General features: G+C 67.6%; 26 protein-coding genes. 13 read left to right on the top strand and 13 right to left on the bottom strand.

Annotation, left to right across the window (positions count from 1 at the left end; all coding sequences use genetic code 11):
* Positions 1-493: 493 nt before the first annotated feature.
* A complete protein-coding gene (locus ACU18_RS09795) occupies positions 494-1,228 on the bottom strand; it encodes a potassium channel family protein (protein ID WP_050685363.1) in 735 nt (244 codons plus the stop codon).
* 68 nt (positions 1,229-1,296) lie between these two features.
* Here ACU18_RS09795 and ACU18_RS09790 point away from each other — a divergent pair, with 68 nt between their 5' ends.
* Positions 1,297-1,851: a thioesterase family protein gene (locus tag ACU18_RS09790; RefSeq protein ID WP_050685362.1), complete on the top strand. Its 555-nt coding sequence runs from the start codon at positions 1,297-1,299 to the stop codon at positions 1,849-1,851.
* Here the strand turns inward: ACU18_RS09790 and ACU18_RS09785 are convergent.
* Together ACU18_RS09785 and ACU18_RS09780 are read right to left on the bottom strand one after the other, a co-directional pair.
* Positions 1,848-2,645, bottom strand: coding sequence for an ABC transporter permease subunit (locus ACU18_RS09785; RefSeq protein WP_050685361.1), 798 nt, complete (start codon positions 2,643-2,645; stop codon positions 1,848-1,850). The genes ACU18_RS09790 and ACU18_RS09785 overlap by 4 nt on opposite strands.
* Entirely contained in the window at positions 2,642-3,574 is a 933-nt protein-coding gene (locus tag ACU18_RS09780) for an ABC transporter ATP-binding protein (protein ID WP_050685360.1), read from the bottom strand. The genes ACU18_RS09785 and ACU18_RS09780 overlap by 4 nt, the downstream gene beginning before the upstream one ends.
* Positions 3,575-3,733: 159 nt before the next feature.
* On the opposite strand from ACU18_RS09780, the gene ACU18_RS09775 reads away from it, so the two are divergent.
* Entirely contained in the window at positions 3,734-4,168 is a 435-nt protein-coding gene (locus ACU18_RS09775; protein WP_050685359.1) for a thioredoxin family protein, read from the top strand.
* Between the two features lie 79 nt (positions 4,169-4,247).
* On the opposite strand, the gene ACU18_RS09770 is transcribed toward ACU18_RS09775, so the two are convergent.
* The gene (locus ACU18_RS09770; RefSeq protein ID WP_050685367.1) at positions 4,248-4,526 is read right to left on the bottom strand and encodes a putative quinol monooxygenase; all 279 of its coding nucleotides are present in this window, start codon (positions 4,524-4,526) and stop codon (positions 4,248-4,250) included.
* A gap of 112 nt (positions 4,527-4,638) precedes the next feature.
* On the opposite strand from ACU18_RS09770, the gene ACU18_RS09765 reads away from it, so the two are divergent.
* Positions 4,639-6,315, top strand: a complete 1,677-nt coding sequence (locus ACU18_RS09765; RefSeq protein WP_050685358.1) for an AMP-binding protein — start codon at positions 4,639-4,641, stop codon at positions 6,313-6,315.
* Positions 6,316-6,345: 30 nt separating this feature from the next.
* On the opposite strand, the gene ACU18_RS09760 is transcribed toward ACU18_RS09765, so the two are convergent.
* Both ACU18_RS09760 and ACU18_RS09755 read right to left on the bottom strand, forming a co-directional pair.
* Entirely contained in the window at positions 6,346-7,329 is a 984-nt protein-coding gene (locus ACU18_RS09760) for a DNA-3-methyladenine glycosylase family protein (protein WP_050685357.1), read from the bottom strand.
* A 128-nt stretch (positions 7,330-7,457) separates the two neighbouring features.
* Positions 7,458-8,204, bottom strand: coding sequence for a helix-turn-helix transcriptional regulator (locus ACU18_RS09755; protein WP_050685356.1), 747 nt, complete (start codon positions 8,202-8,204; stop codon positions 7,458-7,460).
* Between the two features lie 175 nt (positions 8,205-8,379).
* Here ACU18_RS09755 and ACU18_RS09750 point away from each other — a divergent pair, with 175 nt between their 5' ends.
* Positions 8,380-9,030, top strand: coding sequence for a hypothetical protein (locus tag ACU18_RS09750; protein WP_157407663.1), 651 nt, complete (start codon positions 8,380-8,382; stop codon positions 9,028-9,030).
* Between the two features lie 80 nt (positions 9,031-9,110).
* On the opposite strand, the gene ACU18_RS09745 is transcribed toward ACU18_RS09750, so the two are convergent.
* Entirely contained in the window at positions 9,111-9,752 is a 642-nt protein-coding gene (locus ACU18_RS09745) for a CG0192-related protein (RefSeq protein WP_050685354.1), read from the bottom strand.
* 112 nt (positions 9,753-9,864) lie between these two features.
* Here ACU18_RS09745 and ACU18_RS09740 point away from each other — a divergent pair, with 112 nt between their 5' ends.
* From ACU18_RS09740 to ACU18_RS09720, 5 genes are all read left to right on the top strand, one after another.
* Positions 9,865-10,272 (top strand): VOC family protein, encoded by a 408-nt coding sequence (locus tag ACU18_RS09740; RefSeq protein WP_050685353.1) that lies wholly within the window; start codon positions 9,865-9,867, stop codon positions 10,270-10,272.
* A 29-nt stretch (positions 10,273-10,301) separates the two neighbouring features.
* Positions 10,302-11,687 (top strand): cystathionine beta-synthase, encoded by a 1,386-nt coding sequence (locus ACU18_RS09735; RefSeq protein WP_050685352.1) that lies wholly within the window; start codon positions 10,302-10,304, stop codon positions 11,685-11,687.
* A gap of 22 nt (positions 11,688-11,709) precedes the next feature.
* Complete coding sequence (locus ACU18_RS09730; protein ID WP_050685351.1) at positions 11,710-12,873, top strand: cystathionine gamma-synthase; 1,164 nt, start codon at positions 11,710-11,712, stop codon at positions 12,871-12,873.
* A 71-nt stretch (positions 12,874-12,944) separates the two neighbouring features.
* A complete protein-coding gene (locus tag ACU18_RS09725; RefSeq protein WP_050685350.1) occupies positions 12,945-13,448 on the top strand; it encodes a winged helix-turn-helix transcriptional regulator in 504 nt (167 codons plus the stop codon).
* Entirely contained in the window at positions 13,445-14,770 is a 1,326-nt protein-coding gene (locus ACU18_RS09720; RefSeq protein WP_050685349.1) for an MFS transporter, read from the top strand. The genes ACU18_RS09725 and ACU18_RS09720 overlap by 4 nt, the downstream gene beginning before the upstream one ends.
* Before the next feature lie 74 nt (positions 14,771-14,844).
* Here the strand turns inward: ACU18_RS09720 and ACU18_RS09715 are convergent, their stop codons facing one another.
* The 3 genes from ACU18_RS09715 to ACU18_RS09705 are packed head-to-tail and all read right to left on the bottom strand — an operon-like array spanning position 14,845 to position 18,046.
* Positions 14,845-15,750, bottom strand: coding sequence for a carbohydrate ABC transporter permease (locus tag ACU18_RS09715; RefSeq protein ID WP_050685348.1), 906 nt, complete (start codon positions 15,748-15,750; stop codon positions 14,845-14,847).
* Positions 15,747-16,709: a carbohydrate ABC transporter permease gene (locus ACU18_RS09710; RefSeq protein WP_050685347.1), complete on the bottom strand. Its 963-nt coding sequence runs from the start codon at positions 16,707-16,709 to the stop codon at positions 15,747-15,749. Before ACU18_RS09710 ends, ACU18_RS09715 begins: the two co-directional genes overlap by 4 nt.
* Positions 16,706-18,046: an ABC transporter substrate-binding protein gene (locus ACU18_RS09705; RefSeq protein ID WP_050685346.1), complete on the bottom strand. Its 1,341-nt coding sequence runs from the start codon at positions 18,044-18,046 to the stop codon at positions 16,706-16,708. Before ACU18_RS09705 ends, ACU18_RS09710 begins: the two co-directional genes overlap by 4 nt.
* A 150-nt stretch (positions 18,047-18,196) precedes the next feature.
* Between ACU18_RS09705 and ACU18_RS09700 the strand changes: the two genes are divergently transcribed.
* A complete protein-coding gene (locus ACU18_RS09700; RefSeq protein ID WP_050685345.1) occupies positions 18,197-18,808 on the top strand; it encodes a TetR/AcrR family transcriptional regulator in 612 nt (203 codons plus the stop codon).
* 46 nt (positions 18,809-18,854) lie between these two features.
* Complete coding sequence (locus ACU18_RS09695; RefSeq protein ID WP_050685344.1) at positions 18,855-19,625, top strand: SDR family oxidoreductase; 771 nt, start codon at positions 18,855-18,857, stop codon at positions 19,623-19,625.
* Positions 19,626-19,685: 60 nt separating this feature from the next.
* On the opposite strand, the gene ACU18_RS09690 is transcribed toward ACU18_RS09695, so the two are convergent.
* The 3 genes from ACU18_RS09690 to ACU18_RS09680 are packed head-to-tail and all read right to left on the bottom strand — an operon-like array spanning position 19,686 to position 22,983.
* Positions 19,686-21,188: an APC family permease gene (locus ACU18_RS09690; RefSeq protein ID WP_050685343.1), complete on the bottom strand. Its 1,503-nt coding sequence runs from the start codon at positions 21,186-21,188 to the stop codon at positions 19,686-19,688.
* Positions 21,185-22,396, bottom strand: coding sequence for a glutathionylspermidine synthase family protein (locus ACU18_RS09685; protein WP_050685342.1), 1,212 nt, complete (start codon positions 22,394-22,396; stop codon positions 21,185-21,187). Before ACU18_RS09685 ends, ACU18_RS09690 begins: the two co-directional genes overlap by 4 nt.
* A gap of 2 nt (positions 22,397-22,398) precedes the next feature.
* Positions 22,399-22,983, bottom strand: coding sequence for a hypothetical protein (locus tag ACU18_RS09680; protein ID WP_050685341.1), 585 nt, complete (start codon positions 22,981-22,983; stop codon positions 22,399-22,401).
* Between the two features lie 146 nt (positions 22,984-23,129).
* On the opposite strand from ACU18_RS09680, the gene ACU18_RS09675 reads away from it, so the two are divergent.
* Both ACU18_RS09675 and ACU18_RS09670 read left to right on the top strand, forming a co-directional pair.
* Complete coding sequence (locus tag ACU18_RS09675) at positions 23,130-23,786, top strand: MOSC domain-containing protein (protein ID WP_050685340.1); 657 nt, start codon at positions 23,130-23,132, stop codon at positions 23,784-23,786.
* Positions 23,787-24,287: 501 nt separating this feature from the next.
* A complete protein-coding gene (locus ACU18_RS09670; protein WP_157407661.1) occupies positions 24,288-26,540 on the top strand; it encodes a DEAD/DEAH box helicase in 2,253 nt (750 codons plus the stop codon).
* Positions 26,541-26,807: the final 267 nt, after the last annotated feature.

Below are 26,807 nucleotides of genomic sequence, written 5' to 3'. Positions count from 1 at the left end.
CGCCCACCACCGCCACCACGGCGGCGGTGGCGACGCCGGCCCATAATTTCCGGTGACCGGCAGGTTTACGGGAAATCAGGTCGGTCCGGGGTTCGTCGGTGACGAAGCTCCGGCTTTCGGCGTCGGGGACGGCGGGGTTTGGCTGGTTCATGTGGTGTGTCCATCCAGGTCCAGTCCTGCACGGCACCGCGGACGCGGGGCAGCCAAAACGGAGAATCATGTGATGCGCCGCCGGGCGCCGGTGCACGCCGGATGCCAGATGGTGCGGGATGGAGCATCCGCAACCCAGAAAAATACGGAGGCCCTGCAGGGAGGCGGGACCGCGGGGAGCCAACCCGGGGGACCCGCCAGCGCGTCAATCGGTCCTAGGAATCCCGAGTCTAGGAACCGGGCGCGGGGGCCAGCACCAGTAGGAATTACCCGACTTTCGGCGGGGACTACTGGTGTTGGCTACTCAGGCGGCGGCGTTCCACTACCTGACCTGCGGACTTTGCTACGGCGTGGGGTCATCCCGCAGGCCGGCAATTTCGCGGCGGAGCAGGGCGATCTGGGCCGTCAGGTCGGCAACCTCGGCCCGCAGCGGCTCCTCAACGGCGTTGGCGGCGGTTTCCGCGGTGTCCTCCACACGCTGTACCAGCCAGGACGCGATCGATGCGGTGACCACGCCCAGCACGGCGATGCCGCTCATCATCAGCGCGGCGGCCACCATCCTGCCGATGGGGGTGACCGGGTACAGGTCGCCGTAGCCCACCGTGGTGATGGTGGTGATGGCCCACCACAGCGCGTCGCCAAACGTCACGATCTTGGCGTCCGGCGCGGACTGCTCAACGTCCAGCACGGCGAGCGAGCCCACAAAAACCAGCAGGGCGGCGGAGCCTGCCACATACGTGACCACCCGGCCGCGGAGGGTTTCACCCACGGTCCGGTGCAGGACGGACAGCAGCGTCACCAGGCGGAGCAGGCGCAGGGGGCGGAAGAACGGCAGCGCCACAATGATCAGCTCGTGCAGGTTGCGGAAGAACCAGCGGCGGCGGTCCGGCGCGAGCCGGAGGTTGGCGGCGTAGTCCAGGGCGAAGACGACCCAGGTGGCCCACATAAGGGCCTCGAGCCAGGCGGCGCCACTGCCTTCGACGCGCCCGATCACCTGCCATGCGTACGCTGCCAGGAACAACAGGGCCGTCGCCATCAGCGGCCACTCCGCAAGGTCCCGGTAGCGTTGTTGCGTCATGCAGGAATCCTACGCGGCGCTGCGCGCAACAACGGGCACGCGATGTTACCGGCGGGTAGCATTGTGGTATGCACCTGCTTCTGAGGACCCTGCTCCTGCTGCTCCGTTCCACCCGACGGCCGCCGCTCACCGTGTGGGACGCCGCCTCGCTGAACCTCCGGGTCCTGCCCACGGACATCGACATTGCGCTGCACGTCAACAACGGCATGTACCTGTCGCTGATGGACCTGGGCCGGTTCGACCTGATGGTCCGCAGCCGGGTGTGGAAGCGGATGCGCCGCCGCGGCTGGGGCCCGGTGGTGGCCAGCGAAACCATCACCTTCCGCCGCTCCCTGCAGTTGTGGCAGCGGTACAGCATCGAAACCCGCATCATCGGACTGGACGCCAAGGCCATTTACTTTGAACAGCGGATGGTGGCCGACGGCGAAATTTACGCCAGTGCCTACATCGCCACCCGGCTGGTCACCAGGGGCGGCCCCGTCAGCCAGGAAGAGATCCTGAAGGAATTCGGCGAACCTCCCGTAGACCTGGTCCTCCCCGAATGGATTGCCGCATGGCGGGCCGCCAGCGCACTGCCAGGTGCCCGCACCCCGGCCCCGCACGCCTGGGCAGGCCGGGACTAAGCGCCCACGTCGCGGCGGTCCAGCGCGACGGCGGCCAGCGCCACCAGGGCAGCGGAAAGGCCCCACAGCAGGCCGGCAGCACCCCAGTCCGCGCCGTTGGTGACCGGCGAGTTCCCGTAGGCCCAGTGGTACGGGCTCAGGGTCAGCAGCCACTCCACGTCCGGTGACTGACGGCCCACGGCATTAAAGACATAGCCCAGCACCCCCACGGCGGCACCTGCGGCCAGGCCGTAGGTGCGGCGCCCCGACACGGCGCCCGCGCACAGGGCTGCCGTCCCGCTCAGCAACGCCAGCCCGGCGAACAGGACCGCCGCCCCGGCCACGTTGCCGGCGTCGATCCCCAGCTGCGCCGGCCCGTTCAGCCCCAGCACCAGCAGCAGGACCAGGACGGCCAGCAGCACCACGCGCAGCAGCAGCGCCAGGGCCCGTTCCAGGACCACCTGGATCCGCCGGACGCCGTGGGCCAGGGTGAGTTCCAGCTGGCCGGACTCCTCATCCCCGCCCACGGCCGCCGCGCCCCAGCCCACCGACGCGATGGTCATCAGGAGGAAACCGAGCAGGCCGAACAAGGTGGCCTGCGTATACCCGGGACCGGTGGCAATCTGGTCGTAGTTGAGGGCCTTTGTCATTTCGGCGGGAAGCGCGTTGATCATGTCCTGCATCTGGGCGCTGCCGCCGATGGAGGGGTACAGCGGCAGGTACAGCAGCGCCGCCCCCGTCAGGCCTGCCGCCCAGGCCAGGGTGGAACGCCATGAATCGAAGAAGGCGCGGCGGAACAGGGGGAGCGTTGTCACCGGGGCTCCTCCTGTCCGCCTTCGTAGAGTTTCAGCACGGCTTCCTCCAGGTCCGGTTCCCCGATCACCAGGTCCGTCAGCGGAAGCTGCCCCAGCGTCCGGACCAGCGGCTGGATGGCCCCCTCCAGGACGGCGGCGAGCGTCACCCCGCCGTCCGACTCCAGCACCTGCACCTGCCCGACGCCGGGCACTCCCGCCAGCAGCGCCACGGCGTCGTCCGCTGTAAGGCCCGACGCCGTGCTGGCGGTGAGCCGGATCCGTCGGATTGCCCCCGCCTGGAGGCCGCCCACGGATTCCACGGCGATGATGCGCCCGTCCCGCAGGATGCCCACGGTGTCCGCCGTCTGCTGGATTTCGCTGAGCACATGGGAGCTGAGGAAGATGGTCTGGCCGCGGTGCCGGGCCTCCCGGACCATGCCGTGGAACTCCTGCTGCACCAGCGGGTCCAGGCCGCTGGTGGGCTCGTCGAGGATCAGCAGCTCCGGCTGGTGCATAAAAGCCTGCACCAGGCCGAGCTTCTGCTTGTTGCCCTTGGAGAGCTTGCGGGTGTGCCGGTCAAGGTCAAGGCCCAGGCGTTCCGCGAGCGCATCGATCCGGCCCGGCGGGACCGGCCCGCTGATGGCCTGGTAATGCGCCAGCAGTTTCCGGCCCGTGACCCGGCCCTCCAGGAACAGTTCACCGGGCAGGTAGCCGATGCGGCGCCGGAGCCCCGGACCGCCCGTCCTCGGGTCCACCCCCAGTACCCGGACCTGGCCGCTGCTGGGCCGGATGATATCCAGCAGGCAGCGCATGGTGGTGGTTTTGCCCGCGCCGTTGGGCCCGATCACGCCGAACACTGACCCGGCAGCCACCGAGAAGTCCACACCGTGCAGAACCTCCCGGCGGCCGAAACTCTTGGTCAGGGATTGCGCCGAAACCGCCACGGACATGGACCCTCCTGGGTGCGCTCAACTGCGCTGCTGACCCCAAGGGTAGGCGCCGGAAGTGCTTATGTATACGGTGGTGGGCACGTTATTCCCGATCACGCGGGGAGCGAACAACAGGGGGCCCGCCGCGACGCGCACGCCCATCGCGCGTACCGTAGTTCCATGGCTACCCTTGACATCACCGGAGAACAGTTCGCATCCACCATTGAGGGCAACGACATTGTCCTGGTCGATTTCTGGGCCGAATGGTGCGGCCCGTGCAAGCAGTTCGGCCCCACGTACTCGTCCGTCTCGGAGAAGCACCCGGATGTCCTCTTCACCAAGGTGGACACCGAGGCTGAGCAGCAGCTCGCCGCCGAGGCCGGCATCTCCTCCATCCCCACCCTGATGGCGTTCCGCGAAAAGGTGCTGGTCTTCTCCCAGCCCGGTGCCCTGAACGCCCAGCAGCTGGAACAGGTGGTGGACGCGGTGAAGGCCCTGGACATGGACGAGGTGCACGCCCACGTGGCGCGCTCGCAGGCCGAGGCCGAGGCCGGCAACCAGGCCGGCACCACCCAGTCGGGCCCCCAGGACGGATCGCAGATCCCGGGCGCCTAAGCCGCCAGCATTGACAAAGCCTCCCCCTCCACCGGAATCCGGTGGGTGGGGGAGGCTTTTTTTGCTGACTGTGGGCTGGCTAGATGCGTTCCACCTTGGCGGGTTCGGCCAGCAATGCGCTGAGGGACTCATTGAGGTCCTGGACCGCAATGCCCTTGGAGTGCTTCGCCAGGTCCTCCTCGGAAGCCCACTGCTCTGTCAGGACCAGCTTCTCCTCCGTGGCTTCGGTGAGTTCGTACCGGATGCAGCCCGGTTCGGTCACCACCTCGTCAATGGCGATTTCCAGGGCCAGCTTCACGCGGAAGAACTCGCCCTCGTTGGGGATGAACGTTGCCTGCAGGTCGATCGGTGCACTCATGCTGCCCACATTACCGGCCGCGGCAGCTGGCTGTGTTCTGTTGCGCCGCGTAGCGCCTTGCGAAACGGGCCGGATGCTTTCAAAGCCGCAGGCCTGTTGGTAGCGTGCCATCATGCGCGCTTATACAGCCGGGGACACTGACGTTCCGCTGCTTGAGGAAACCATCGGCCAGCAGTTCGAGGGCGTGGTGGCCAGGTTTCCCTATCACGACGCGCTGATTGAGGCCGCGCCGGTGCCGGGCGCGGACGCCCGCCGCTGGAGCTACGCCAAAATGAATGACGACGTCGACCGGCTGGCGCGTGCGCTCCTCGCCCTGGGCATCGCCCGAGGGGACCGGGTGGGGATCTGGAGCCCCAACTGTGCCGAGTGGACGCTGCTGCAGTATGCCACCGCCAAAGCCGGGGCCATCCTGGTGAACGTCAACCCCGCGTACCGCAGCCACGAACTGGAGTTTGTGGTCCGGCAGAATGGGATGCGGATGCTGGTGACCGCACCCTCGGACCGGACCAGCGACTTTGTGGCCATGGCCCGGCAGGCGCTGGCCGGCTGCCCGGACCTTGAGCAGCTGGTTTTCCTGCCCGCCCCCGGCGGCGACGGACCTGATTCGGTGGCCCCGCTCAGCGACGCGGAACTGACCTACGCCGAACTGCTCAAGCACGCGGACGCCGTCGGGCATTCCGCCTTGAAAGCCAGAATGGCGGAGCTGGATTCGCACGATCCCATCAACCTGCAGTACACCTCAGGTACCACGGGCTTCCCCAAAGGGGCCACGCTCACGCACCACAACATCCTCAACAACGGCTACGCCATCGGGGAGTTGCTGGGCTACACCGAGCACGACAGGGTGGTGATCCCGGTGCCGTTCTACCACTGCTTCGGCATGGTGATAGGCAACTTGAACGCGCTCAGCCACGGTGCTGCCACGATCATTCCCGGCCGCGGATTCTCACCGGCGGCGGCGCTCGAGGCAGTGCAGGACTTCGGCGGGACGTCCCTGTACGGGGTCCCCACCATGTTCATCGCCGAACTGGCCCTGCCCGACTTCGCCTCCTACGACCTGTCCACCCTGCGCACCGGGGTCATGGCAGGGTCAGTGTGCCCCATCGAGGTGATGAACCGGGTGATCACCGACATGAACATGGTGGACGTGGCCATTTGCTACGGCATGACTGAAACGTCGCCGGTGTCCACCATGACGCGGCACGGCGACACGCTGCAGCACCGCACGGAAACCGTGGGCCGGACCATGCCGCACCTGGAGAACCGCATCACCGACCCCGTCACCGGGGCAGACCTGGACCGCGGCGGGATCGGCGAGCTGTGCACGCGGGGCTACTCCGTGATGTCCGGGTACTGGGGCCTGCCCGGGGAAACCGCCGAAGCCATCGACGCCGACGGCTGGATGCACACCGGCGACCTGGCCCGGATGGATGCCGAGGGGTACGTAGCCATCGAGGGCCGGATCAAGGACATGGTGATCCGGGGCGGCGAGAACGTGTATCCCCGCGAAATCGAGGATTTCCTTTTCACCCATCCCTCGGTGCAGGACGTCCAGGTGATCGGCGTCCCGGACCCGCGCTACGGCGAAGAGCTGATGGCGTGCATCATCCTCAAGCCCGGCGCCGCGCCCCTCGACGAAGCCGGGGTGGCCGAGTTTTGCCGCGGCCACCTGGCCCACTATAAGATCCCTCGGTACGTCGATGTCCGGGACAGTTTCCCCATGACAGTTTCCGGGAAGGTCCGCAAGGTCCAGATGCGGGAGGAAGCGGCCTCCCGGCTGGGCCTGTAGCTACGCCAGGTGCCGGCTGAGGGACAGGTTTCAGTGCCCCCGGTGGTCCTGGATGGTCATCCGCGGACCGAACGTGGGCTTCCTGTAACCGGTGCTCTTGATCATCCGGACCACCCGTTGCCGGTGCCCCCGCCACGGTTCGAGCAGCCGGATCATGCCGTCGTCGTCCGTCCGGCGGCCGGTGAGGGCCGCGCCCACGTAGGCGGCCAGGTGATAGTCGCCCACCGCGATGGAGTCAGGGCAGCCGTGTGTCCGCTGCACCACTTCCGCGGCGGTCCACACCCCGATCCCGGGGATGGTCTGCATCTTCAGGCCGGCCTCCGCTGCGGGCAGCGCGGCGAGGCGCTCCAGCGCGGCGGCGGACCGCAGCGCCCGCATCACGGTGGCGGACCGCTGCGGGCCCACTCCCGCCCGGTGCCATTCCCAGCTGGGGACCTGCAGCCACTGCGCGGCGGTGGGTGCCACGGTCAGTCCCGGGGGCGTGGCTGCGCCGGCCTGCGGGGCGGGTGAGCCGAAGCGGTGCATCAGGTAGCGGTAGGCGCGCCGGGCCTCAATGACAGTGACTTTCTGCTCCAGGATGATGGGCACCAGTTGGTCCACCATCCGCCCGCTGGCAGGCAGCCGGAGGGACAGGTTGCGGCGCCGCGCCTCCCGGACCATGTCCGGCAGCGTCGCGGAAAAGCCGGGCTCGTCAAAACCGGACCAGTCGTCGTCCACGCCCAGCAGCCGCGGAACCGTGGCCAGGGCAGCTGCCGCCCCCGGACCCCACGCTTGGACGTCCACCAGGGGTTCCGTCGCGGTGCCACCGGCCGGGCTGAACCGGAGCGTCGCAGGGCCTTCCGTGGTGGTGAAGGCGTTCCAGATGTCGTTGCCCTGGCTGCTGAAGGAGGGGTCGCTGGCACCCCTGAGCAGCGGCCCGAGCGTCCGGGCAAGGCTGTACGGGCCGTCCGGATACCAGCGCAGGGCTGCGTCCGCCGCGGCGGCGAGCCGGGGGGAAGCCTCTGCGATGGTCATGTCTTCCATGGTCCCACGCTCCGCCGACACCGCCCTGCACCCCCTCCCAACTAGGTCGCAGTTGTTGTCGTTTTGAGGGCTCATAACGACAACAACTGCGACCTAGTTGGGCCGGGAGGCGCGGCGGGTCAGTGCTTCTGCGGGTCCTGCGGCACTGGGGGTTGGATGGCCGCCGGCGGCATGAGCCGCGTGCGCGGCCGCAAGGCACCCCGGAGGAGGGCTGTGGTGATGAGGCTGGCCCGGTTGCGGACGTTCCAGGTGCGCATCGCGCGGCCCAGATGCCACTTGACCGCGTGCGGGCTGTACGCGGTGGCCTGGGCGATTTCCTCGTTCGAGCGGCCCTGCGCAGCCAGCAGCACCATGTCGAGGTCGGCGTCGTCCAGATGTCCCGGCACCGCGACGAGGTCCGGGACGTGCACTTCAGTGTCCGCACCGGCAGGAACGCCGGCTGCCGGCTCCGACGATCCTGCGGTGGACGGTGCGCTGGACCAGGCGTGGGCCCAGCAGGCGCCCAGTTCGGTGGCCACGACTGACGCCCGCCCCAGGATCGACGCGAGCTCGGCGCTGGTGAGCCGCGAATGATGCGGTTGCAGGAACGCGGCAAACACGCGCAGGGCAGGAATTCCGCCATGAAGGACCGTGTGCAAGGGCACCCGGCCGGCCAGGATGCCCTCCGCTGAGGTCCGCACGGCCGCCACGCTGCGTGGGGCGAGCGGTTCCCCGGTGTCCAGGCAGTGGAGGACGTCGGGCAGAATCACGGGGACGATCTCCCGGTACCGTTCCGCCAGCCATTGTCCGCTGGGGGAGTGCTCAAAATTCTGCGGGTGCAGGAGCGAGGATTCCAGTTCGCTGCAGTGTTCGACCAGAAAGCCCATCGCCGCGTTCCCTGCCTTCTGTTAGTCCGTCCCCCGGCACGAGTCTAGGTCGGGGCGGGGATGTTAGCCATCCGGCTAACCCTTCCCCGCATCCGTTGCCGGACCAACCCCGGCGGGGAAGAGTGGTGGCAGTGCCAGAGGGTACGCAGGAATGACTAATGGGGAGTTGAAGAGCATGTCCAATCGTATGAAGAAGATCGGCTCACGAACCGGCATCATCACCGCAGCGGCGCTGCTGGGCGTTGGTTTCCTTGGACCAGTGTCGCCGGCCCAGGCCGAAGACCGGCCGCCCACCATCGAGGAGCTCCAGGGCGACTGCGACGGAACTGCCTACCTCCCGGACGGCCACACCACGGGCAACACCATGGCCCTGGACGCCTGCACCTTCGAAGAGGAAAGCAGCAACACCTTCCTTGACTGGAAAGCGGTGGGCGAGACCGTCACCAACTGCACCTCGGACCGCGGAGTGATTGACCAGGCTCTCACAGGCAGCGAATCGTGGTCATCAGGCGGTTCGATCGGCGGCACCGCCAGCGCGGTCAAGAGCTTCTTCACCGGCGGACTGTCCGGCGAATACAACTGGAGCCACACCGTCACCGAAAGCAACGCCTCCACCATCCACATCGAGCCGGGCCGCAAGGCCACGCTGACCGCTGGTGCCGAGATCCACGAGAAGAAGGGCCGGATCCGGGTCAACTACTCATCCCAGCTGGCCGGGCACTACATCTGGTACATCAACGACGTCACCATCAGCACCCCCACCGGTTACACCGAAAGGGGCCAGGACAACAAGGACTGCAGCGAAACCCTGCTCAACGGCCGCTGAGCGTACAAAAAGCCCCTGCCGGCGGACCAGGACGGTCCGCCGGCAGGGGCTTTTGTACGGGGCCTGGCCGGTGCAAAACGTCAGCTGTGGCCGGTAAGTGACGCGGTGGCCAGCAACGCGGCAGCGGGACCGCCGGCCCAGGCGCCGGTGAGGGCTGCGCCGAGATGCGTGCCGTCGTCGTCCGCCAGGGACCGGACCACGGCGATGCTGAGGCCACCCGAGCGGATGGTGGTCACCCCGCCAACGGTATGCGCGGTGACGGACTGGACGGCCGGGACGGCTGTCCCCGGGGTTCCGGTGCTGGTGAGCGTGATGGTGGCCGGCAGCGGGATCCGTTCTTCGCCGCGGTGCTCCACCTGGTTGGCCTGCGGGTCCCCGGCCAGCACGGCGCCGGCAAGGGCTGCCGCATAGAGGGGATCCCCGGTGGCGTCGTACACCCAGCGCGTACCCAGCACCGAGTGCAGAGTGGTGCCCAGCAGGAAATCTTCCGCACCTGCCAGCGGTTCGTTCCGGTACGCCAGCGGCACCTGGTACGTGTGCGCACCGGAGCGGATCAGCAGCGTCTCCATCCCCACCTGCCCGGCAGGATCGTCAAAGCGGAAGGATGCCACCCGCTCCAGTGCCAGCGGCTCCGTGCCGGTGAACCAGTCCTGCTGCGGCAGCCACGCCGCCATCATGTCCAGCTTGGACGGGGTAATGGTCGCTTCGTAAATGATTGACATGGGCCAAGCCTAAAGGCGCCGCCTGCCCCTTATCCTGGCGCCGTGCCGGGACTAGACTCCTTGCTGTGGCGCGGAACCGCCGCGCTGGACACATGGAGGGCCAGGTCAGGCGATGGGCGCAGTGGTGCATTTCGAAATTCCGGCGGACGACGGCGAGCGCGCCAGGGCGTTCTACGAGCAGACGCTCGGCTGGAGGATCGATCCGGTTCCCGGGATGGACTACAGCGCAATGGTCACCACGCCCATGGACGAAAAAACGGGCCAGCCCACCGTCCCCGGTGCCATCAACGGCGGCATGATGACCCGGGCCCAGGACCTCCAGCACCCCGTCATCACCGTGGACGTCCCGGACATCGACGCCACCCTCCACAGCGTGGAAGCCGCGGGCGGCTCCGTGGTGCGGGTCAAGGAAACCATCCCCGGAATGGGTAGCTTCGCGTACTTCCGCGACACGGAGGGTAACGTCATGGGCCTCTGGGAGAACCTGCCGGCGGAAGAGTCCGGGCCCGCGGACGGATAGGGCCGTCACAAAGCGGTAGTTTGGTGGTTATGAAGTATGCCCCGTCCATCCTGGACCTCATCGGCAACACGCCGCTTATCAAACTCAACCACGTCACGGGTGACACCAAGGCCACCGTCCTGGTCAAACTCGAGTACCTGAACCCCGGCGGCTCCATCAAGGACCGCATCGCCGCCCAGATGATCGAGGACGCCGAGCGGGACGGCAAACTCCAGCCGGGGGCCACCATCGTGGAACCCACGTCCGGCAACACCGGGGTGGGACTGGCGCTGGTAGCCCAGCAAAAGGGCTACAAATGCGTTTTTGTAGTCCCGGACAAGGTGGGCGAGGACAAGCGCGCCGTGCTGCGCGCCTACGGGGCCGAGGTGGTGGTCACGCCCACCGCCGTGCCGCCCGACAGCCCGCAAAGCTACTACGGCGTCTCGGACCGGATCGTGCGCGAGACCCCCGGCGCCTACAAGCCGGACCAGTTCTCCAACCCCGCAGCCCCGGAGAGCCACTACCGCACCACCGGGCCCGAAATCTGGAACGATACGGACGGCCGCGTCACCCACTGCGTGATCGGCGCCGGCACCGGCGGTACCATCACGGGCACCGGCCGGTACCTCAAGGAAGTCTCGGCGGACCGGGCAGCGGCCGACGGCGGCCGGGTCAGGATCATCGGCGCTGACCCGGAAGGTTCGGTCTACTCGGGCGGTACCGGGCGGCCGTACTTCGTCGAAGGCGTGGGGGAGGACATGTGGCCCGGGAACTACGACAAGTCCATCCCGGACCAGGTGATCGCCGTCAGCGACGCCGACTCGTTCGACATGACCCGCCGGCTGGCACGGGAGGAAGGCCTGCTGGTGGGCGGCTCCTCGGGCATGGCTGTGGTGGCCGCGCTGAAAGCCGCGAAGAACCTGCCCGAGTCCGCCGTCGTCGTCGTGATCCTGCCTGACTCCGGCCGCGGCTACCTGGCGAAAATCTTCAACGACCAATGGATGCGCTCCTACGGCTTCCTCTCCGGCGGTGAGGAAACCTCCGTGGGCGAGGTCATCAAAACCAAAAACGGCGAACTGCCGGATCTGGTGCACATCCATCCCAACGAATCCGTGCGCGATGTCATCAACATCATGAACGAGTTCGGCGTCAGCCACATCCCGGTCCTCTCGCAGGAACCGCCGGTGGTGATGGGCGAGGTGCTCGGTGCCGTGGACGAACGGAGCCTCACCGCCAAGCTGTTCCGCGGCGAAGCGAAGCTCACGGACAAGATCTCCCAGCACATGGGCCCCAAGCTGCCGGTGATCGGGTCCTTGGAAACCATTTCCGCGGCCAGGGAGCTGCTCTCCGACGTGGATACGGTCATGGTCACGTTTGTGGGCGCGCCGGTAGGCATCCTCACCCGGCACGACCTCCTGGCCTACCTCAGCAACTGACCTGCACCCGAAAAGGAGCAACATGTCCCTCCCGGAAAACCAAGGCTTCAACACCCGCGCCGTGCACGCCGGCCAGGCTTTCGAGCCGCGCACCGGCGCCGTGGTCCCGCCCCTGCACTTCAGCTCGACCTATGCGCAGGACGGCATCGGCGGCCTCCGCGCCGGCTACGAATACGGCCGCGGCGGCAACCCCACCCGCGACGCCCTCCAGGAACAGCTCGCTGCCCTGGAACGCGGCACGCACGCGTACAGCTTCAGCTCAGGGCTCGCCGCTGAGGACTCCCTGATCCGTGCCCTCACCCGCCCCGGCGACCATATTGTGCTCGGAAACGACGCCTACGGGGGCACCTACCGGCTCATCAGCCGGGTGTTGGGCGACTGGGGAATCGGAAACACCCCGGTGGACATGGCCAACCTGGACGCCGTCCGGCAGGCCGTCGAAGCCAACAACACCCGGCTCCTCTGGGTGGAGACGCCGTCGAACCCCATGATGAAGATCACGGACATCGCCGCGCTCGCAGAGATCGCCCATGCCGCGGGGATCCTGCTGGTGGTGGACAACACGTTCGCGTCCCCCTACCTGCAGACCCCGCTGGACCTGGGGGCTGACGTGGTGGTCCACTCCACCACCAAGTACATCGGCGGCCACTCGGACGTGGTGGGCGGTGCGCTGGTGGTGAAGGATGCGGAGCTGGCGGAAAAGATCGGTTTTGTGCAGTTTGCCGTGGGCGCGGTGTCCGGACCTATGGATGCCTTCCTCACCACGCGAGGGCTCAAAACCCTGGGCGTCAGGATGGACCGGCACAGCGACAACGGCCAGGCCGTGGCCGAGTGGCTGCTGGGCCGGCCCGAGGTGGAGGCGGTCCTGTACCCGGGCCTGCCGGACCACCCAGGGCACGAGCTGGCCCGGAAACAGATGCGGAAGTTCGGCGGCATGGTCTCGGTGCAGTTCAAGGGCGGCGAGGCGGCGGCGCGGAAAGTGGCCGAGTCCACATCCGTCTTCACCCTCGCCGAGTCCCTGGGTGGCATCGAGTCGCTGATGAACTACCCGTCCGAAATGACGCACGCCTCCGTGAAGGGGACCGAACTTGCCGTCCCGGTCAACCTCCTGCGGCTTTCCTGCGGCATCGAGGACGCCGAGGACCTGATCGCGGACCTGGAACGGGCCTTCGCCACCCTGCGCTGACAACGGGGCCCGCCCGGACCGTCTTGTGATCGACTCTGGCTTTCTTCAAGAAAGTCAGCTACGGTGCCGTCATGGTACTTCGATCCGACCTTTCCGGGCGGGCCTGCAGCATGGCCCGGGGCCTGGACATCCTGGGTGATCCCTGGAGCGTTTTGGTCCTGCGTGAGGTGTTTTTTGGCAACGGCCGCTTCGGCGCCATCAAGGCCAAGGTCCAGGTGGCAGACTCGGTGCTCACCCGGCGCCTGACAGGCCTCGTGGCTGCCGGGCTGCTGGCCAGGCAGGAGTATTCCGACGGCGGCCGCACCAGGACAGAGTACGTCCTCACGCCCATGGGCGAGGACGCCCTCCCGGTGCTGAACGCCGTCGCGATCTGGTCGGAGAAGCACCTTCCGGCGCCGACAGCCGACGCGCACATGTACGTGGTCCATTCCGGTTGCAGGCAGCGCACCGGATCGGCAGACACCTGCACCGCGTGCGGGGAACCGCTCACGGCCGCCACCACCAGCTGGCACAGCCTGTCCCGGTCCGCTCAGCCCACCGGGCTGGCCACTGCGGCCTCCGGTGCACCCGCGTGAGCACGCCGCCGAAAGACAGGTCCCAACCCGGCGCCGCCGTGGGCAGGCGACAGCTCCATCCGGCCTGGATTGTGGCCGCCGTCGCGTTCCTGGCGCTGGTGGGGGCCGCAGGGTTCCGCGCCGCGCCCGGCGTGCTGATGGTTCCCCTGCAGCAGGAGTTCGGCTGGTCCCTGACCGTCCTGTCCGCAGCGGTCAGCATCAACCTCGTCCTGTTCGGGCTCACGGCCCCTTTTGCCGCTGCGCTGATGGAACGCTTTGGCATCCGGGGCGTCACGGCTACGGCCCTGGTGCTGATCGGCCTCGGCAGTGCCCTGACAGTGTTCGTCAACCAGTCCTGGCAGATCCTGCTGACCTGGGGCGTCCTGATCGGGTTGGGGACCGGCTCCATGGCGCTGGTGTTTGCGGCCACCATCGCCAACACGTGGTTCGTCAAAAGCCGGGGCCTGGTGATTGGCATCCTCACGGCCGGCAGCGCCGCGGGCCAGCTGGTGTTCCTGCCGTTCATTGCCATGCTGGCGCAGGATCCCGGCTGGCGGCAGGCCTCCCTGCTGATTGCCGCCGGAGCCCTGGCCGTGGTGCCCCTGGTGCTGAAGTTCCTGAAGAACTCCCCGGCGGACGCGGGGGTGCTGCCTTACGGCCAGGACCCGGCCGCCGTACAGGAGCCGGCGCCGCAGGACGGGCCACGGGTCAACGCCGCAGTCCGGGCACTGCAGGCACTGCGCCGGGCCAGCAGGGTCCGGACATTCTGGGCGCTGGTGGCGGGCTTCGCCATCTGCGGCGCCACCACCAACGGCCTGATCGGCACCCACTTCATCCCCTCAGCCCATGACCACGGCATGCCGGAAACCACCGCGGCGGGCCTGCTCGCCGTCGTCGGCATCTTTGACATTGTGGGGACCATCGCGTCCGGCTGGCTGACCGACCGGTTCAACCCGAGGGTGCTGCTGGCCGTCTACTACCAGTTCCGCGGAATTGGCCTGCTGGTGCTGCCGCTGCTCCTGAACGCGGAAATCCAGCCCAGCATGATCGTGTTTGTGGTGATCTATGGGCTGGACTGGGTGGCCACCGTGCCGCCCACGGCCGCCATCTGCCGCGAAACGTTCGGCGCGGACGGCAGTGTGGTGTTTGGCTGGGTCTTCGCGGCGCACCAGCTGGGTGCCGCGGCCGCGGCGCTCGGTGCCGGGGCCATCCGCGAAGCCACCGGGCAGTACACCTACGCGTGGCTGGGGGCGGCAGCGATGTGCACGGTGGCTGCGGTCATCAGCGCCACCATCAGGAAGCCTGCGCCCAGCCGGGAGCCCGAGCCCGCCCCCACCCCCTAGTTGCGCTATCACTTTTGGTCCCTAAACCGGGGGTTTAGGGACCAAAAGTGATAGCGCAACGGGAGGGGAGGGGGTTACTTGACGGAACCCTCCGTCAGCCCGCCGCGCCAGAACCGCTGCAGGACCACCATGGCGATGCCCAGCGGGATGATGGACAGCAGAACGCCGCCGGTGGTGAGTTCGTAGAACTCGGGCAACCTGTCAACCTGGCTGAGCCAGTTGTTCAGTCCCAGGGTGATGGGATAGAGGCCGGAATCGGAGAGCATCACCAGGGGCAGGAAGTAGTTGTTCCAGATGCCCACCAGCTGGAACAGGAACACGGTGACCAGCGCCGGGGTCAGCACCCGCAGGCCGATGGTGTGGAAGATCCGCAGCTCACTGGCCCCGTCCAGCCGGGCGGCTTCGATGAGGGACGTGTCCACAGTGGCCTGGGAGTAGATCCGGCACAGGAACAGTCCGAATGGCGAGACCAGGGAGGGCAGCAGCACGCTCCAGTAGGTATTGGCGATCCCCATCTGGCTGAACAGCAGGAACAACGGCAGTGCGGTGGCCGTTCCCGGGACGAGGACGCCGCCCAGGATGGTGCCGAACACCAGGTTCCGGCCGCGGAATTCGTACTTGGCCAGGGCGTACCCGCCGGCTGCGGCGAAGTAGGTGGCTACCAGGGCGCCGACGCCGGCATACAGTACCGAGTTCAGGAACCACTGGAGGAAGATGCCGTTGTCGTAGGCCAGGACGCGGGCGATGTTTTCCCACAGGGAGAACGTGGGGGCGAACCAGAAGCCGTTGGTGCCGAACAGGTCCTCAGTGGATTTTGTGGCGGCAACCACCACCCAGTACACCGGGACCAGGAAGTAGAGGGCCACCACCACCAGCAGGGAGGTGACGATGATGGTGGAGGATCGCCGCTTGCCGGCGGAGCGGTCCGGGGAACTGGCTGGCGCGGTCAGCTTGCGCGGGCGGCTGGCGGTGGTGGTCATGATGACTTCCTGTTCGAGAATTTGAGGAAGGCGAAGGAGAGCGTAAAGGCCGCAATGGCAATCAGGACGGCCTGGGCTGCGGCGACGTTGTAGTCGTTGTACGCGAAGGCAGTGGTGTAGGCGCTCAGGTTAGGCGTGTACTGGCTGTCAATGGCCGGTGCCACGGTCTTGAGCACCTGGGCTTCGGCGAAGAGCTGCAGGGTGCCGATGATGGAAAACACGGTGGTCAGGACCAGGGCCGGCCGGATCAGGGGCAGCTGGATGCTCAGCGCCACCCGGAGCGTGGAGGCTCCGTCCACCTTGGCGGCTTCGTAGAGTTCCACGGGGATGGACTTGAGCTGGGCCACGATGATGAGCATGTTGTAGCCCGTGTAGCTCCAGATCACGATGTTGGCGATGGACCACAGGACGGTGTCAGGGCCCAGGAAATCCGGTGTGAGCCCAAAGGTTCCGGCAAGGTCCACCAGCGGGCTCAGGCCCGGCACGTAGAGGAAGGACCACAGGATGGTGGCGATCACGCCTGGGACGCCGTACGGGAGGAAGTAGGCCGCCCGGAAGAATCCGGGCCACTTGGCGGAGGCGGATTCCAGCATGAGTGCCAGCACGGTGCAGAGGACAATCATCACCGGGACCTGCACCACGCCGAAGAGCAGCATGCGCCCGATCGAGGCGACGAAGCTTCCATCGGCCAGGGCCTGGGCGTAGTTGCCGAACCCGGCGAAGCTGGTGGTCACACCGGCCTCGCCGAAGAGTCCGCCGCGGGTCACCTTGGTGAAGCTGGACCCTATTGCCACAACGATGGGCAGCAGGAAGGTAAGGATGAACAGGGCGAGGAACGGTGCCAGGAGGAGCCAGGGTGCCCGCGCTGCTGCGCCATTCCGGCGGCCGCGGCTGGGCACGGGCGAGGGGGTGGCTGCCGGGGATGCCCGGCGCTTCTCGGTCTGCGGCGTCGCGGTCATGACGCCTCCTTTCGGATGCTGAGGCCCTTGTTCCGGAAAACGGTCATGATCTGCTGTTCAGCGCTCACCACGGAATCCACCAGGCTGATGCCTGAGGGTTTCCTGCGGAACCCGTCGCTGAGGATGTTGAAGGACTGTTCGGTGACCGGCCACCAGGACCAGTCCTGATTTTGCCGGGTAGCGGCGGGGAGGAAGACTTCCTCGTTGTAGCGCTGACCGCTGAAGAACGGCGACGGTTCAAGCCGCGGGCTGCCGATGAAGCCGGGGGAGGGGGACCAGCCGATGCCGCTGTTCTTGATCTCGGCGTCGATGCCTTCCTTGGAGGAGGTCATCCAGACGGCGAATTCCAGTGCCTCCCGGGGGTGCTTGCTGTTGGCGAAGACCGCCGCGGTGGAGCCACCCAGGAAGGTGGAGCCGAACCCTGTGGTGCCCCACGTGGGCATGGGCGCCACCCGCCATTTGCCTTCGCCGCCGCTGACGCCCTGGACCAGGGCATCTCCCCAACTGCCGGAGGTGGCCGCAGCGATGGTTCCTTTGGACGCCGCAGCGAACCAGCCGGGAGTGAAGGCGCCGAATCCGGTTTCCACGAGGTCATCCGTGATGGCTTTGTCGAAGAAGCGGGCAGTGTTGAGGGTGGCGTCGTCCGTCATGTTGATGACCCAGCCGTCCTCCTCCGCCCGGAGCCACCTCGCGCCGGCCTGGGTGGCGAATGCGGTGAACACTGACGCGTCGCCCAGCGGGAAGGTTTCCAGGTAGGCGCCGCGGCTGCGCAGTTCACGCGCGACGGCGGCCCACTCGTCCCAGGTGGTGGGCGGCGTGGCACCCACGGTTTCCAGGACGGCCGGCTGGTAAAACGTGGCCATCGGACCGGAGTCCTGCGGGATGCCGAAAACGCCGCCCGCGTAGCTGACCTGGCCCCAAAGGGTGGGGTCGTAGCGGGGAGCGAATTCCTGGGCGCCGTACCGGGAGATGTCCACCAAGCCGTTGACCAGCATGAATTCCGGCAGGGAGCGCAGCTCAACCTGCCCCAGGTCCGGTCCGCCGCCGGCTGCGAGTGCTGAGTACAGCTTCTGGTAGCCGCCCACGTTGCCGCCGGGGATCCATTCCACCTTGACCTGGACGCGGGGGTTGGCGGCATTCCAGATGTCCACAACGTTCTGGATGTCCTTCAACCAGGCCCAGTAGGTCAGGGTGATGGTTTCCCCGGCAGCGGCGGGAATCACCGGCTGGGTGTTCACGGATGCGGTACCCGGTGTTGCGCAGCCAGTGAGGAACGCCATGGTGGCGGTCCCCAGGCCAGCTCCCAGGAGTTGTCGTCGCGATAGTTGTTGCGCCATCTGCCTTCACCTCGTTGTGTCCGAAAAAGGGCCCTCGAGTGTGAAGTGCAGCACCCCCGGTGGCAAGTGGAAGACACGCTAGCACAAATTCGAGTAGCCGCTCGAATTTCGCGGGGCACCTTTTGCTGCGCGCCTGTACACTCGCTTTTTATGAGCACAAAGACGGGCAGCGACCCTGCCCGGCGCGGCCCTTACGCGAAATCCACCCAACGGCGGGAGGCCATCCTCGCCGCCGCCCACTCGGTGTTCGCTGCCCGGGGCTACCGCGGTGGGACCCTGCAGGACGTCGCGGACCGGGCCGGGATGAGCCAGACCAGCCTGCTGCACTACTTTCCGTCAAAGAGCAGCCTGCTGATGGCGGTGCTCACCTGGCGCGACTTCATCAGCGGGGACGGGACGCCGGTAGCCGGCCTCGAGGAGACCATCGTGGATGCGGTGCTCCGGCAGGTCCGGTTCAACGAAGGAGTGCCCGGCGTCCTGGAGCTCTACACGGTCCTGTGCGCGGAGTCCCTGACGGACGCCAACCCGGGCCGGCAGTTTTTTGTGGACCGGTTCGAGCGGCTCCGCAGCAGCTATGCCCGCCAGTTCAACGGACTCGCCGCGGACGGGCGCCTCCGTCCGGGGGTGGACCCGGAGGTTGCGGCAGCGTCCCTGATTGCCCTGTGGGACGGAATCCAGACCCAATGGCTGCTGGCCCCGGGCAGCGTAGATATGTCCGAGTGCCTCAGCGGGTACCTCCGGCTGGTGATGCTGCCGGACTGACGGCCGGGCACCGAACGGCCACGCGCGGTCCTACTAGGCTGGAACCATGGACTCTCCCGCAGAAGGCGCCCTCCGCAAGACTGCCCTGGTCACCGGCGCGGGAAGGCTGGCAGGCATCGGCGCCGGCATCGCCCGGCAGCTCGCGGCTGACGGCTGGGACCTGGTGGTGTCCTACTGGCAGGCGTACGACGCCCGGATGCCGTGGGGCAGCGAACCGGAGGATGTGGTCCGGCTGACGGCGGAGCTGGAGGCCATCGGAGCGCAGGTCCACCTGCTGCCCGTGGACCTGGAGGATCCGGCCGGTCCGGGGCAGCTGATGGCAGCGGCCGTGCAGGCTGCCGGGCCGCTGCAGGGGATGGTGCTCAGCCACACCGAATCGGTGGACTCCGGAATCCTGGACACCAGCATCGAGTCCTTCGACCGGCATTTCGCCGTCAACACCCGCGCCAGCTGGCAGCTCATCGCGGCGTTCGCCCGGCAGGCACCGGACGACGGCGGCGCCATCGTTGCCCTGACCAGCGACCACACAGCGTTCAACCTCCCCTACGGGGCATCGAAGGGTGCCCTGGACCGGATCGTCATCGCCGCCGCCCGCGAACTCGGTGCGCAGGGCATCTCAGCGAATGTCCTCAACCCCGGCCCCGTGGATACCGGCTGGATGGACGACACGGTGCGGGACGCCGTCGTGCGTCAGCAGCCCACCGGCAGGCTGGGCACCCCGGCCGACGTCGCCGGGACCGTGGCGTTCCTGCTGTCGCCGGCGGGCCGGTGGGTGTCGGGCCAGCTGATCAAGTCCGACGGCGGCTTCTCGGCGTAGCCACCCAACTGGCTCGCAGTTGTTGTCGTTTTGAGCCCCCAAAACGACAACAACTGCGAGTTACTTGGGGCGGGCGGACCCCGTGAAGTACCCCCGCGTCGACGGCAGGAACCGGCATACCACGGCCAGCACCACACCCAGGGCCAGCAGCACCACGCCGCTGATGAAGGCGCCGCCGACGCCGAAGATGCTGGTGTCGCCATACGCGGGGTCCCACATCTGCACCGCCGAGATGAAGAACGCGGCGGTCAGGACCAGTGCGCCCAGCAGCGGCAGGATGCCGCGGAACCACAGGTTCCGGGCCGAATCGCGCAGGGTGCCGCGGAAGTACCAGAAGCAGGCGAAGCCGGTGAGCGCGTAGTAGAAGGCGATGAACAGGCTGATGGCGCTGATGGAATCGGCCAGCAGGTTCTCGCTCAGGAAGCTCATGGCCACGTAGTACACCGCCGCCGCGCCGCCCATCACCTGAGTGGAGAACCCGGGCGTCTGGTTCTTCGAATGAACCTCGCCGAATTTCGCCGGCAGCGCCCCGTGCACCCCCATGGACAGGGTGCCGCGCGCGGTGGGCAGGATGGTGGTCTGCGTGGAGGACAGCACCGACGCCAGCACGGCCACCACCATCAGCCAGCCCCACGGCCCCAGCACCACGTCCTTCATGGCAAGGAAAACATCCGCCTGGTTGGCTTCGTTGCCCAGCCCGATGCCGTCCGGGCCCACCGTGGCGTACATCATCACCAGCAGCGCCACGGAGACATAGATGGCCACCAGTACGACGGCGGAAATCACCGCGCCGCGGCCCGGTGTGGTGGCGGGGTTCTCGGTTTCCTCGTTGACGGCCAGGCAGGTATCCCACCCCCAGTAGATGAACAGGGCCAGCAGGGCGCCATGCACCACGGCCCCTGGATCGGCAAAGGCGCCGGCCGGGTTGAACCACTCGAAGTCGAACGCCTGGCCCTCCGGCGGACCGGCCGTGATGCGGATGACGATGGCCAGGGCGAAGATGCCCAGCGCGATGTACTGGACGTAGGTCAGGACCCGCTGGACGTGTTCGCCCAGCCGGATGCCGCGGTAGTTCACCAGGGTCATCAGGACGATGAACAGCAGGCCGGTGCCCGTGACCACCACTTTGTTGCCCGCCAGGGAGCCGTCGCCGATCAGCAGCCACAGGTACTGCCCGGCCACCTGGGCCAGGTTGGCCAGGACCACAATCCCGGCGAGCGCCACACCCCAGCCGCCCAGCCAGCCTGCCCACGGCCCGAAGGCACGCCGGGACCAGGTGAAGGTGGTGCCGCAGTCCGGCATGGCGCTGTTCAGTTCCCGGAACGCGAAGGCGATGAACAGGACGGGGATGAACCCCAGCAGCAGGATCAGCGGCGTGTAGTTGCCGTTGATGGCCACGATGAGGCCCAGGGTTGCGGCCAGGGAGTAGACCGGGGCCGTGGACGCCAGCCCCAGCATGACGGAGTCGCCCAGGTCCAGGATGCCTGCCCGGAGGCCCTTGGCGGGGACGCCGGCGCCGGGCGCACCGCCCGGGCCTCCCGCCGTTGTGGTTTCCGTGCTCATAGTGCGATCCCTGCCTTGCTGGTGTTGGCCTGGGCCGAAAGCGGCGCGGGCGCGTCGATGGTGTTGGGCACAAAGCGGCAGAAGTAGTCGGTGATGGGGCCGTCCGATTCGCGGATGCCGCAGCCCACCGATTCGCCGTCCACCACCCACAGGCCAAGGACCGGGTGGTTGCCGTCAAAATCCGGGAGCTGGTGGTACTGCTGGTAGCACCAGCCCTCACGGCCGTAATCGCCGGGCTGGTCCAGGCTGATGCCGTTGGCCTGGATCCGGATGTTGTCCCCTTCGCGGCCGTGCAGCGGCTTGGCCACCCACTCCTTCAGCGGGCCGGGCCCGTCCAGGTAGGCCGGGAGCAGGTTGGGGTGGTCCGGGTAGAGATGCCAGAGGGCGGCCAGCAGGGCCTTGTTGGAGAGCAGCATCTTCCACGCGGGTTCCACCCAGCGCGGGTTGTGCGAGCGTTCCAGCAGACGGTGCCCGAACGGCTCCTTCATCATGAGCTCCCAGGGGTACAGCTTGAACATGGTGCTGATCATGAAGTTGTCCATGTCCACGAACCGGTTCAGGTTGGGGTCCCAGCCGATGTCCGACATGTTGATGCCGATGGTGGTCCACCCGGCCTGGCTGGCCACGTCCCGCATGTACGCGGCGGTCATCCAGTCCTCACCGGATTCCTCCACCTCGGAATGGGCAATGTGCAGGGTGCTCATGCCCGTGCGGTACTGCACCTTTTTCCACTGCCGGATGAGGGCCTCGTGGATGCCGTTCCACTGGTCCTTGGCAGGGAACACGTCCTGCAGCCAGAACCACTGCGCCACGGATGCCTCGATCAGGCCCGTGGGAGTGTCGGCGTTGTACTCGAGCATTTTGGCCGGTCCGCCGCGGCCGTCATAGATGAAGTCGAAACGGCCGTAGACGTCCACGTCCGCGGCCAGCAGCGATTCGCCGGCAAGCTCGAGGGCCTGTTGGCCGATGCCGATCCCGCCCATGGCACCAGTGGCCAGGTACTTGGCGGCTTCCAGGCACATCCGGTGCATTTCTTCGGCAGTGTTTTCGAGGGTTTCCACCTCGTCCGCGGTGAACTCGTAATACGCGGACTCGTTCCAGTATTCGATCTTCCGCCCGTCGTCCATGGTGGTGGTGGAGAAAACCAGGCCCTGCTCCTCGATCTTCTCTTTCCAGCCGGGTCGGGGCACGGAGGCAATCCGCCGCACGTTCAGCCGCCCACTTTGGTGCCGCCGCTTTTGGCGGAGGTGCCGAATCCGCCCCGGTCAACGGTCCCGCCGCTGGACTTGTAGCCCGTGGCGGCCTTGGCGCCGCTGGGAACGGTGCGCGTGTAGTTGGGGGCGGTGGACCGGTTCTGGCCCACCGACGGGACGGTGGCCCCCCGGGAGTAGAAGTACCAGGCGTAGATCCCGCCGCTGCGGCCGGCGGAGCTGTCGCAGCTCCTGTCCTCCACGCGCTCGCCGGTTTCGTCGTTGAAGCAGACCTGCGCGTATTCGGGATCGTCCTGGTTGCTGGCCACCACGGCGGTGATGGTGCCGGCCAGCAGCGCGGTCACGCCCAGGCCCACCACCACGGTGCGCCGCTGGGACCGCTTCTTGCGGGCGGCGCCCTCCTTGGCTTCCTTCTCCCGGTCCTGCGCAAACGGGTCCACCGTGGCCACGGGTTCGTTCAGCAGGTCGGGGCGAAGCTCAGGCTTGGGGACCTGCCACGGCGGTGGCTTGGGGGAGCTGCCCTTGCCGGCCTGGGCGTCGCCGCCACCAGCCTGGCCGGGTTCCGGATCTTTGTTCGGGTCCAATGGTCCCCCTCTGTAGTCCACGCGAAACGGGCACAGCGCTGCACCCCCAATAGCAATCCTGAAATCAGCGTAGTCCCTGGGGGTTCAGGCGGCGAGCAGGAAACAGGGGAGAACTGCCCATAGTTGCCGGGACCTACACTGGAGCCATGGAAACCCCGTCCCTCCTTGCCGTGTGCCGAGTCCATCAGCTCCTGCCCGACGCTTCAAGTGTGGGCGTGACTGCCATCGACAAGCGGGCGGCGGACGGCCCGGTCAAGGTCCACCGGCTGGGCCTGCAGGGCGACATCCAGGCCAACCGGGTCCACCACGGCGGCCCGGACCAGGCCCTTTACGCCTACTCCCAGGCGGACGCTGACTTCTGGGCAGACGAGCTGCAGCGGGACATGCCGCCCGGAGTTTTCGGCGAGAACCTGCGGGTGGCGGGCCTGGACGCCACCGGAGCCGTGATCGGCGAACGCTGGAAGATCGGCCTGGATGTTGAGGTGGAGGTTACCTCCCCCCGCACGCCCTGCGCCACGTTCCAGCGGCGCCTGGGCGAGGCCCGGCTCGTCAAGCGGTTCACCGAGGCGGGCCGGGTGGGCGCATACCTCCGGGTGCTTCGCACCGGCACCATCCAGGCGGGGGACCACATCCACCGCACTTTCATCCCCACCCACGGCATCACGGTGGGCCAGTGGTTCAGCGCGCCGGACGCCGAGGCCATGGAGGCCTTGAAGGATGCAGACGCCGACGGCGAGATCCGGCTCCAGCAGCCCGAGTTCAGGAAGAAGTTCGAGGCGCTGCAGCGGCAGCTTTCGTCCTGACTCCGCCCCCTCCACTGCGCGAGATGGCACTTAGCGGCAATGTCCGCGCCGGACATTGCCGCGAAGTGCCATCTCGCGGGCGTGAGGCGGGGCGGCGGACTGCACCGGGACCCTGCCGCAGCCGTGTGGCCAAGCTCACCGGCGCCGTCGTGCCCGCTGATTACCATACCTGCGGGTCCGTCCGGTACACTTGAAATATCCCCCACTCCGGAAATCCCTTATTCCTGCCCAATTTTTGAGGCAGGACTGGCAAGTGTTGGGGCCCGCGCAAGCGATGCGGGCATTTTCATAGGGAGAGCCGGCTAAAGAAAACGCTGTACAGACTGCTGGGATAGCAGCCAAGAGATGCAGCGGGAAGTCCTGCCACGGGATTGCGAAAGCGCCGGACTTCCAGTGACCGGCCGGTCAACGTTTGCCCGGCCGCATCGTGTCACACGCACTGCGGCTCCGCTCACCTCGGGTTGTGCCGCCTGGCCCCCTATGGATGAGGAACACTTCCCTATGCCCGAAAATCACAACGAACACGTCGACGCCGCTGCCACCTTCATCGAAGCCGGCGACGCCCCCGCGTTGAACACCCCCGCCGCTGAAGAAGCGCCGGCCGCAGAAGCGCCGGCCGCTGAAGAAGCACCCGCCGCCGAAGAGGCTCCGGCTGCCGAAGAGGCTCCGGCTGCACAGGCACCCGTCGAAGAAGCGCCGGCTGCTGAAGAAGCGCCGGCCGCTCAGGCTCCCGTCGCCGAAGAGGCCCCCGCCGCCGCCCCGGAAGCCGGCGACGACGAGGACGGCATCAAGTTCGCCGACCTCGGCATCGACGGCCGCGTCCTGGCCGCCCTGCAGGATGTTGGCTACGAGAAGCCCTCACCCATCCAGGCCGCCACCATCCCGCTGCTGCTTGAGGGCCGCGACGTTGTGGGCCTGGCGCAGACCGGTACCGGCAAGACTGCAGCATTCGCAGTGCCGGCCCTGTCCCGCCTTGCTGAACTGCACGACCTGAACGGCCCGTCCCGCAAGACCCAGGCCCTGGTCCTGGCACCCACCCGCGAGCTCGCGCTCCAGGTTGCCGAAGCCTTCACCTCCTACGCCAAGCACATCGATGACTTCACGGTCCTCCCCGTGTACGGCGGCTCGGCCTACGGCCCGCAGCTTGCCGGCCTCCGCCGCGGCGCCCAGGTTGTTGTGGGTACCCCCGGCCGCGTCATCGACCACATCTCCAAGGGTTCCCTGGACCTGTCCGAACTCCAGTACCTGGTGCTGGATGAAGCCGACGAAATGCTCCGCATGGGCTTCGCCGAGGACGTTGAGCAGATCTTCCAGCAGACCCCCTCGGACCGCCAGGTGGCTCTGTTCTCCGCCACCATGCCGAGCCAGATCCGCCGGATGTCCAAGCAGTACCTGAACAACCCGGCCGAGATCTCGGTGAAGTCCAAGACCACCACCGGCGCCAACACCCGCCAGCGGTACCTGCAGGTCATGGGCCCGCACAAGCTCGATGCCCTGACCCGCATCCTCGAGGTTGAAGAGTTCGACGGCGTCATCGCCTTCGTCCGCACCAAGATGGCCACCGAGGACCTCGCCGACAAGCTGAAGGCGCGGGGCTTCCAGGCCGCCGCCATCAACGGTGACATCCCGCAGCAGCAGCGCGAGCGCACCGTTGACGCACTCAAGGAAGGCCGCATCGACATCCTCGTGGCCACCGACGTCGCCGCCCGTGGCCTCGACGTGGAGCGCATCAGCCACGTGGTCAACTACGACATCCCGCACGACACCGAGTCCTACGTGCACCGCATCGGCCGCACGGGCCGTGCAGGCCGCTCCGGCGACGCCATCCTGTTCATGACCCCGCGCGAGAAGTACCTGCTGCGGTCCATTGAAAAGGCCACCCGCCAGCCGGTGGAGCAGATGCACCTGCCCACCGCCGAGACGGTCAACACCCTGCGCCTGGGCAAGTTCGCCGAAAAGATCACCGAAACCCTGGCGTCGCAGGACGTCTCGGCCTTCCGCGACCTGATCTCCTCCTACGAGGAAGAGCACAACGTGCCGGCAGCGGAGATCGCCGCTGCACTGGCCGTTATGGCACAGGGCGGCCAGCCGCTCCTGGTCAAGGAACTGCCCGCAGCTCCCGAGTTCCAGAAGCGCGAACGCGCCAAGGACGGCTTCGGCTCCCGCGGCCCCACCCGCACCCTCACCGAGGGCAACGCCACCTACCGGATCGCCGTGGGACGCCGCCAGCGCGTTATGCCCGGTTCGATCGTTGGCGCCATTGCCAACGAAGGCGGCATCTCCTCCGCACAGATCGGCGGCATCGACATCCGCTCGGACCACTCCCTGGTGGAGCTCCCCGCGGATCTCAGCGCCGACCAGCTGAAGGCACTGTCCCGCACCCGGATCGGCGGCGAGCTGATCCACCTCGAACTGGACAACGGACGTAAGCCGTCCGGCGGCGGCGAGCGTGGCGCGTACCAGGGCAACCGTGGCGGCGACCGCGGCGGTTACTCCGGCGGCGGCAGCGGCGGCGGAAACTTCAAGGGCAACGGCGGGTTCAAAAAGGACTTCCGCAAGAACGACGGCGAGCGGTCCTCCGCTGACCGTGGCGGCCGCACGTACAGCGAGCGTTCGCAGAGCTCCTTCGGTTCCGAGTCCGGCGCCAGCCGCGGCCAGGCCAGCGACTCCCGCTTCGGCGGCCACGGCGACGGCTCCCGCAAGCCGCGCGGCGAGGGCGGCCAGCGCGATTTCAACCGCAAGGGCAAGTGGTAAACGTCAGCTAGTCTGACGCTTCCAGGATGGGCCGGCTTTCGAGCCGGCCCATCCTTTTGCGTTAAACCAGGTGCTGGAGCGGCCGACGGCGCCCTGCCGCCCGGGTGCCGGGGCGCCGGCACCCCGCGGCTCGGTGTGTGGCTCGCCACATCCCGCGGCTGGATCGCCGCCTTCGGACGTCTTTTGACGGCGTGGCACGTCGGTGCGGGGCGCCGCCAGCGGTCCCGGATGCCTGTATTGGCGCGGAAAGCGGGCCCAAGGCAGGCC

Source organism: Arthrobacter sp. ZBG10 (assembly GCF_001238605.1).
In the GTDB taxonomy this organism is placed as follows: domain Bacteria; phylum Actinomycetota; class Actinomycetes; order Actinomycetales; family Micrococcaceae; genus Arthrobacter.
The sequence above is the reverse complement of the archived record's forward strand: the minus strand, read 5'-3'. Positions and strand labels throughout refer to the sequence as shown.

What these genes read in the sequence shown, in the direction of transcription:
- ACU18_RS09795 (WP_050685363.1), bottom strand. Translation starts at nt 1,228, where the DNA reads ATGACGCAACAACGCTACCGGGACCTTGCGGAGTGGCCGCTGATGGCG.
- ACU18_RS09790 (WP_050685362.1), top strand. Translation starts at nt 1,297, where the DNA reads ATGCACCTGCTTCTGAGGACCCTGCTCCTGCTGCTCCGTTCCACCCGA.
- ACU18_RS09780 (WP_050685360.1), bottom strand. Translation starts at nt 3,574, where the DNA reads ATGTCCGTGGCGGTTTCGGCGCAATCCCTGACCAAGAGTTTCGGCCGC.
- ACU18_RS09775 (WP_050685359.1), top strand. Translation starts at nt 3,734, where the DNA reads ATGGCTACCCTTGACATCACCGGAGAACAGTTCGCATCCACCATTGAG.
- ACU18_RS09770 (WP_050685367.1), bottom strand. Translation starts at nt 4,526, where the DNA reads ATGAGTGCACCGATCGACCTGCAGGCAACGTTCATCCCCAACGAGGGC.
- ACU18_RS09765 (WP_050685358.1), top strand. Translation starts at nt 4,639, where the DNA reads ATGCGCGCTTATACAGCCGGGGACACTGACGTTCCGCTGCTTGAGGAA.
- ACU18_RS09760 (WP_050685357.1), bottom strand. Translation starts at nt 7,329, where the DNA reads ATGACCATCGCAGAGGCTTCCCCCCGGCTCGCCGCCGCGGCGGACGCA.
- ACU18_RS09755 (WP_050685356.1), bottom strand. Translation starts at nt 8,204, where the DNA reads ATGGGCTTTCTGGTCGAACACTGCAGCGAACTGGAATCCTCGCTCCTG.
- ACU18_RS09750 (WP_157407663.1), top strand. Translation starts at nt 8,380, where the DNA reads ATGTCCAATCGTATGAAGAAGATCGGCTCACGAACCGGCATCATCACC.
- ACU18_RS09745 (WP_050685354.1), bottom strand. Translation starts at nt 9,752, where the DNA reads ATGTCAATCATTTACGAAGCGACCATTACCCCGTCCAAGCTGGACATG.
- ACU18_RS09740 (WP_050685353.1), top strand. Translation starts at nt 9,865, where the DNA reads ATGGGCGCAGTGGTGCATTTCGAAATTCCGGCGGACGACGGCGAGCGC.
- ACU18_RS09735 (WP_050685352.1), top strand. Translation starts at nt 10,302, where the DNA reads ATGAAGTATGCCCCGTCCATCCTGGACCTCATCGGCAACACGCCGCTT.
- ACU18_RS09730 (WP_050685351.1), top strand. Translation starts at nt 11,710, where the DNA reads ATGTCCCTCCCGGAAAACCAAGGCTTCAACACCCGCGCCGTGCACGCC.
- ACU18_RS09725 (WP_050685350.1), top strand. Translation starts at nt 12,945, where the DNA reads ATGGTACTTCGATCCGACCTTTCCGGGCGGGCCTGCAGCATGGCCCGG.
- ACU18_RS09715 (WP_050685348.1), bottom strand. Translation starts at nt 15,750, where the DNA reads ATGACCACCACCGCCAGCCGCCCGCGCAAGCTGACCGCGCCAGCCAGT.
- ACU18_RS09710 (WP_050685347.1), bottom strand. Translation starts at nt 16,709, where the DNA reads ATGACCGCGACGCCGCAGACCGAGAAGCGCCGGGCATCCCCGGCAGCC.
- ACU18_RS09705 (WP_050685346.1), bottom strand. Translation starts at nt 18,046, where the DNA reads ATGGCGCAACAACTATCGCGACGACAACTCCTGGGAGCTGGCCTGGGG.
- ACU18_RS09700 (WP_050685345.1), top strand. Translation starts at nt 18,197, where the DNA reads ATGAGCACAAAGACGGGCAGCGACCCTGCCCGGCGCGGCCCTTACGCG.
- ACU18_RS09695 (WP_050685344.1), top strand. Translation starts at nt 18,855, where the DNA reads ATGGACTCTCCCGCAGAAGGCGCCCTCCGCAAGACTGCCCTGGTCACC.
- ACU18_RS09690 (WP_050685343.1), bottom strand. Translation starts at nt 21,188, where the DNA reads ATGAGCACGGAAACCACAACGGCGGGAGGCCCGGGCGGTGCGCCCGGC.
- ACU18_RS09675 (WP_050685340.1), top strand. Translation starts at nt 23,130, where the DNA reads ATGGAAACCCCGTCCCTCCTTGCCGTGTGCCGAGTCCATCAGCTCCTG.
- ACU18_RS09670 (WP_157407661.1), top strand. Translation starts at nt 24,288, where the DNA reads ATGCCCGAAAATCACAACGAACACGTCGACGCCGCTGCCACCTTCATC.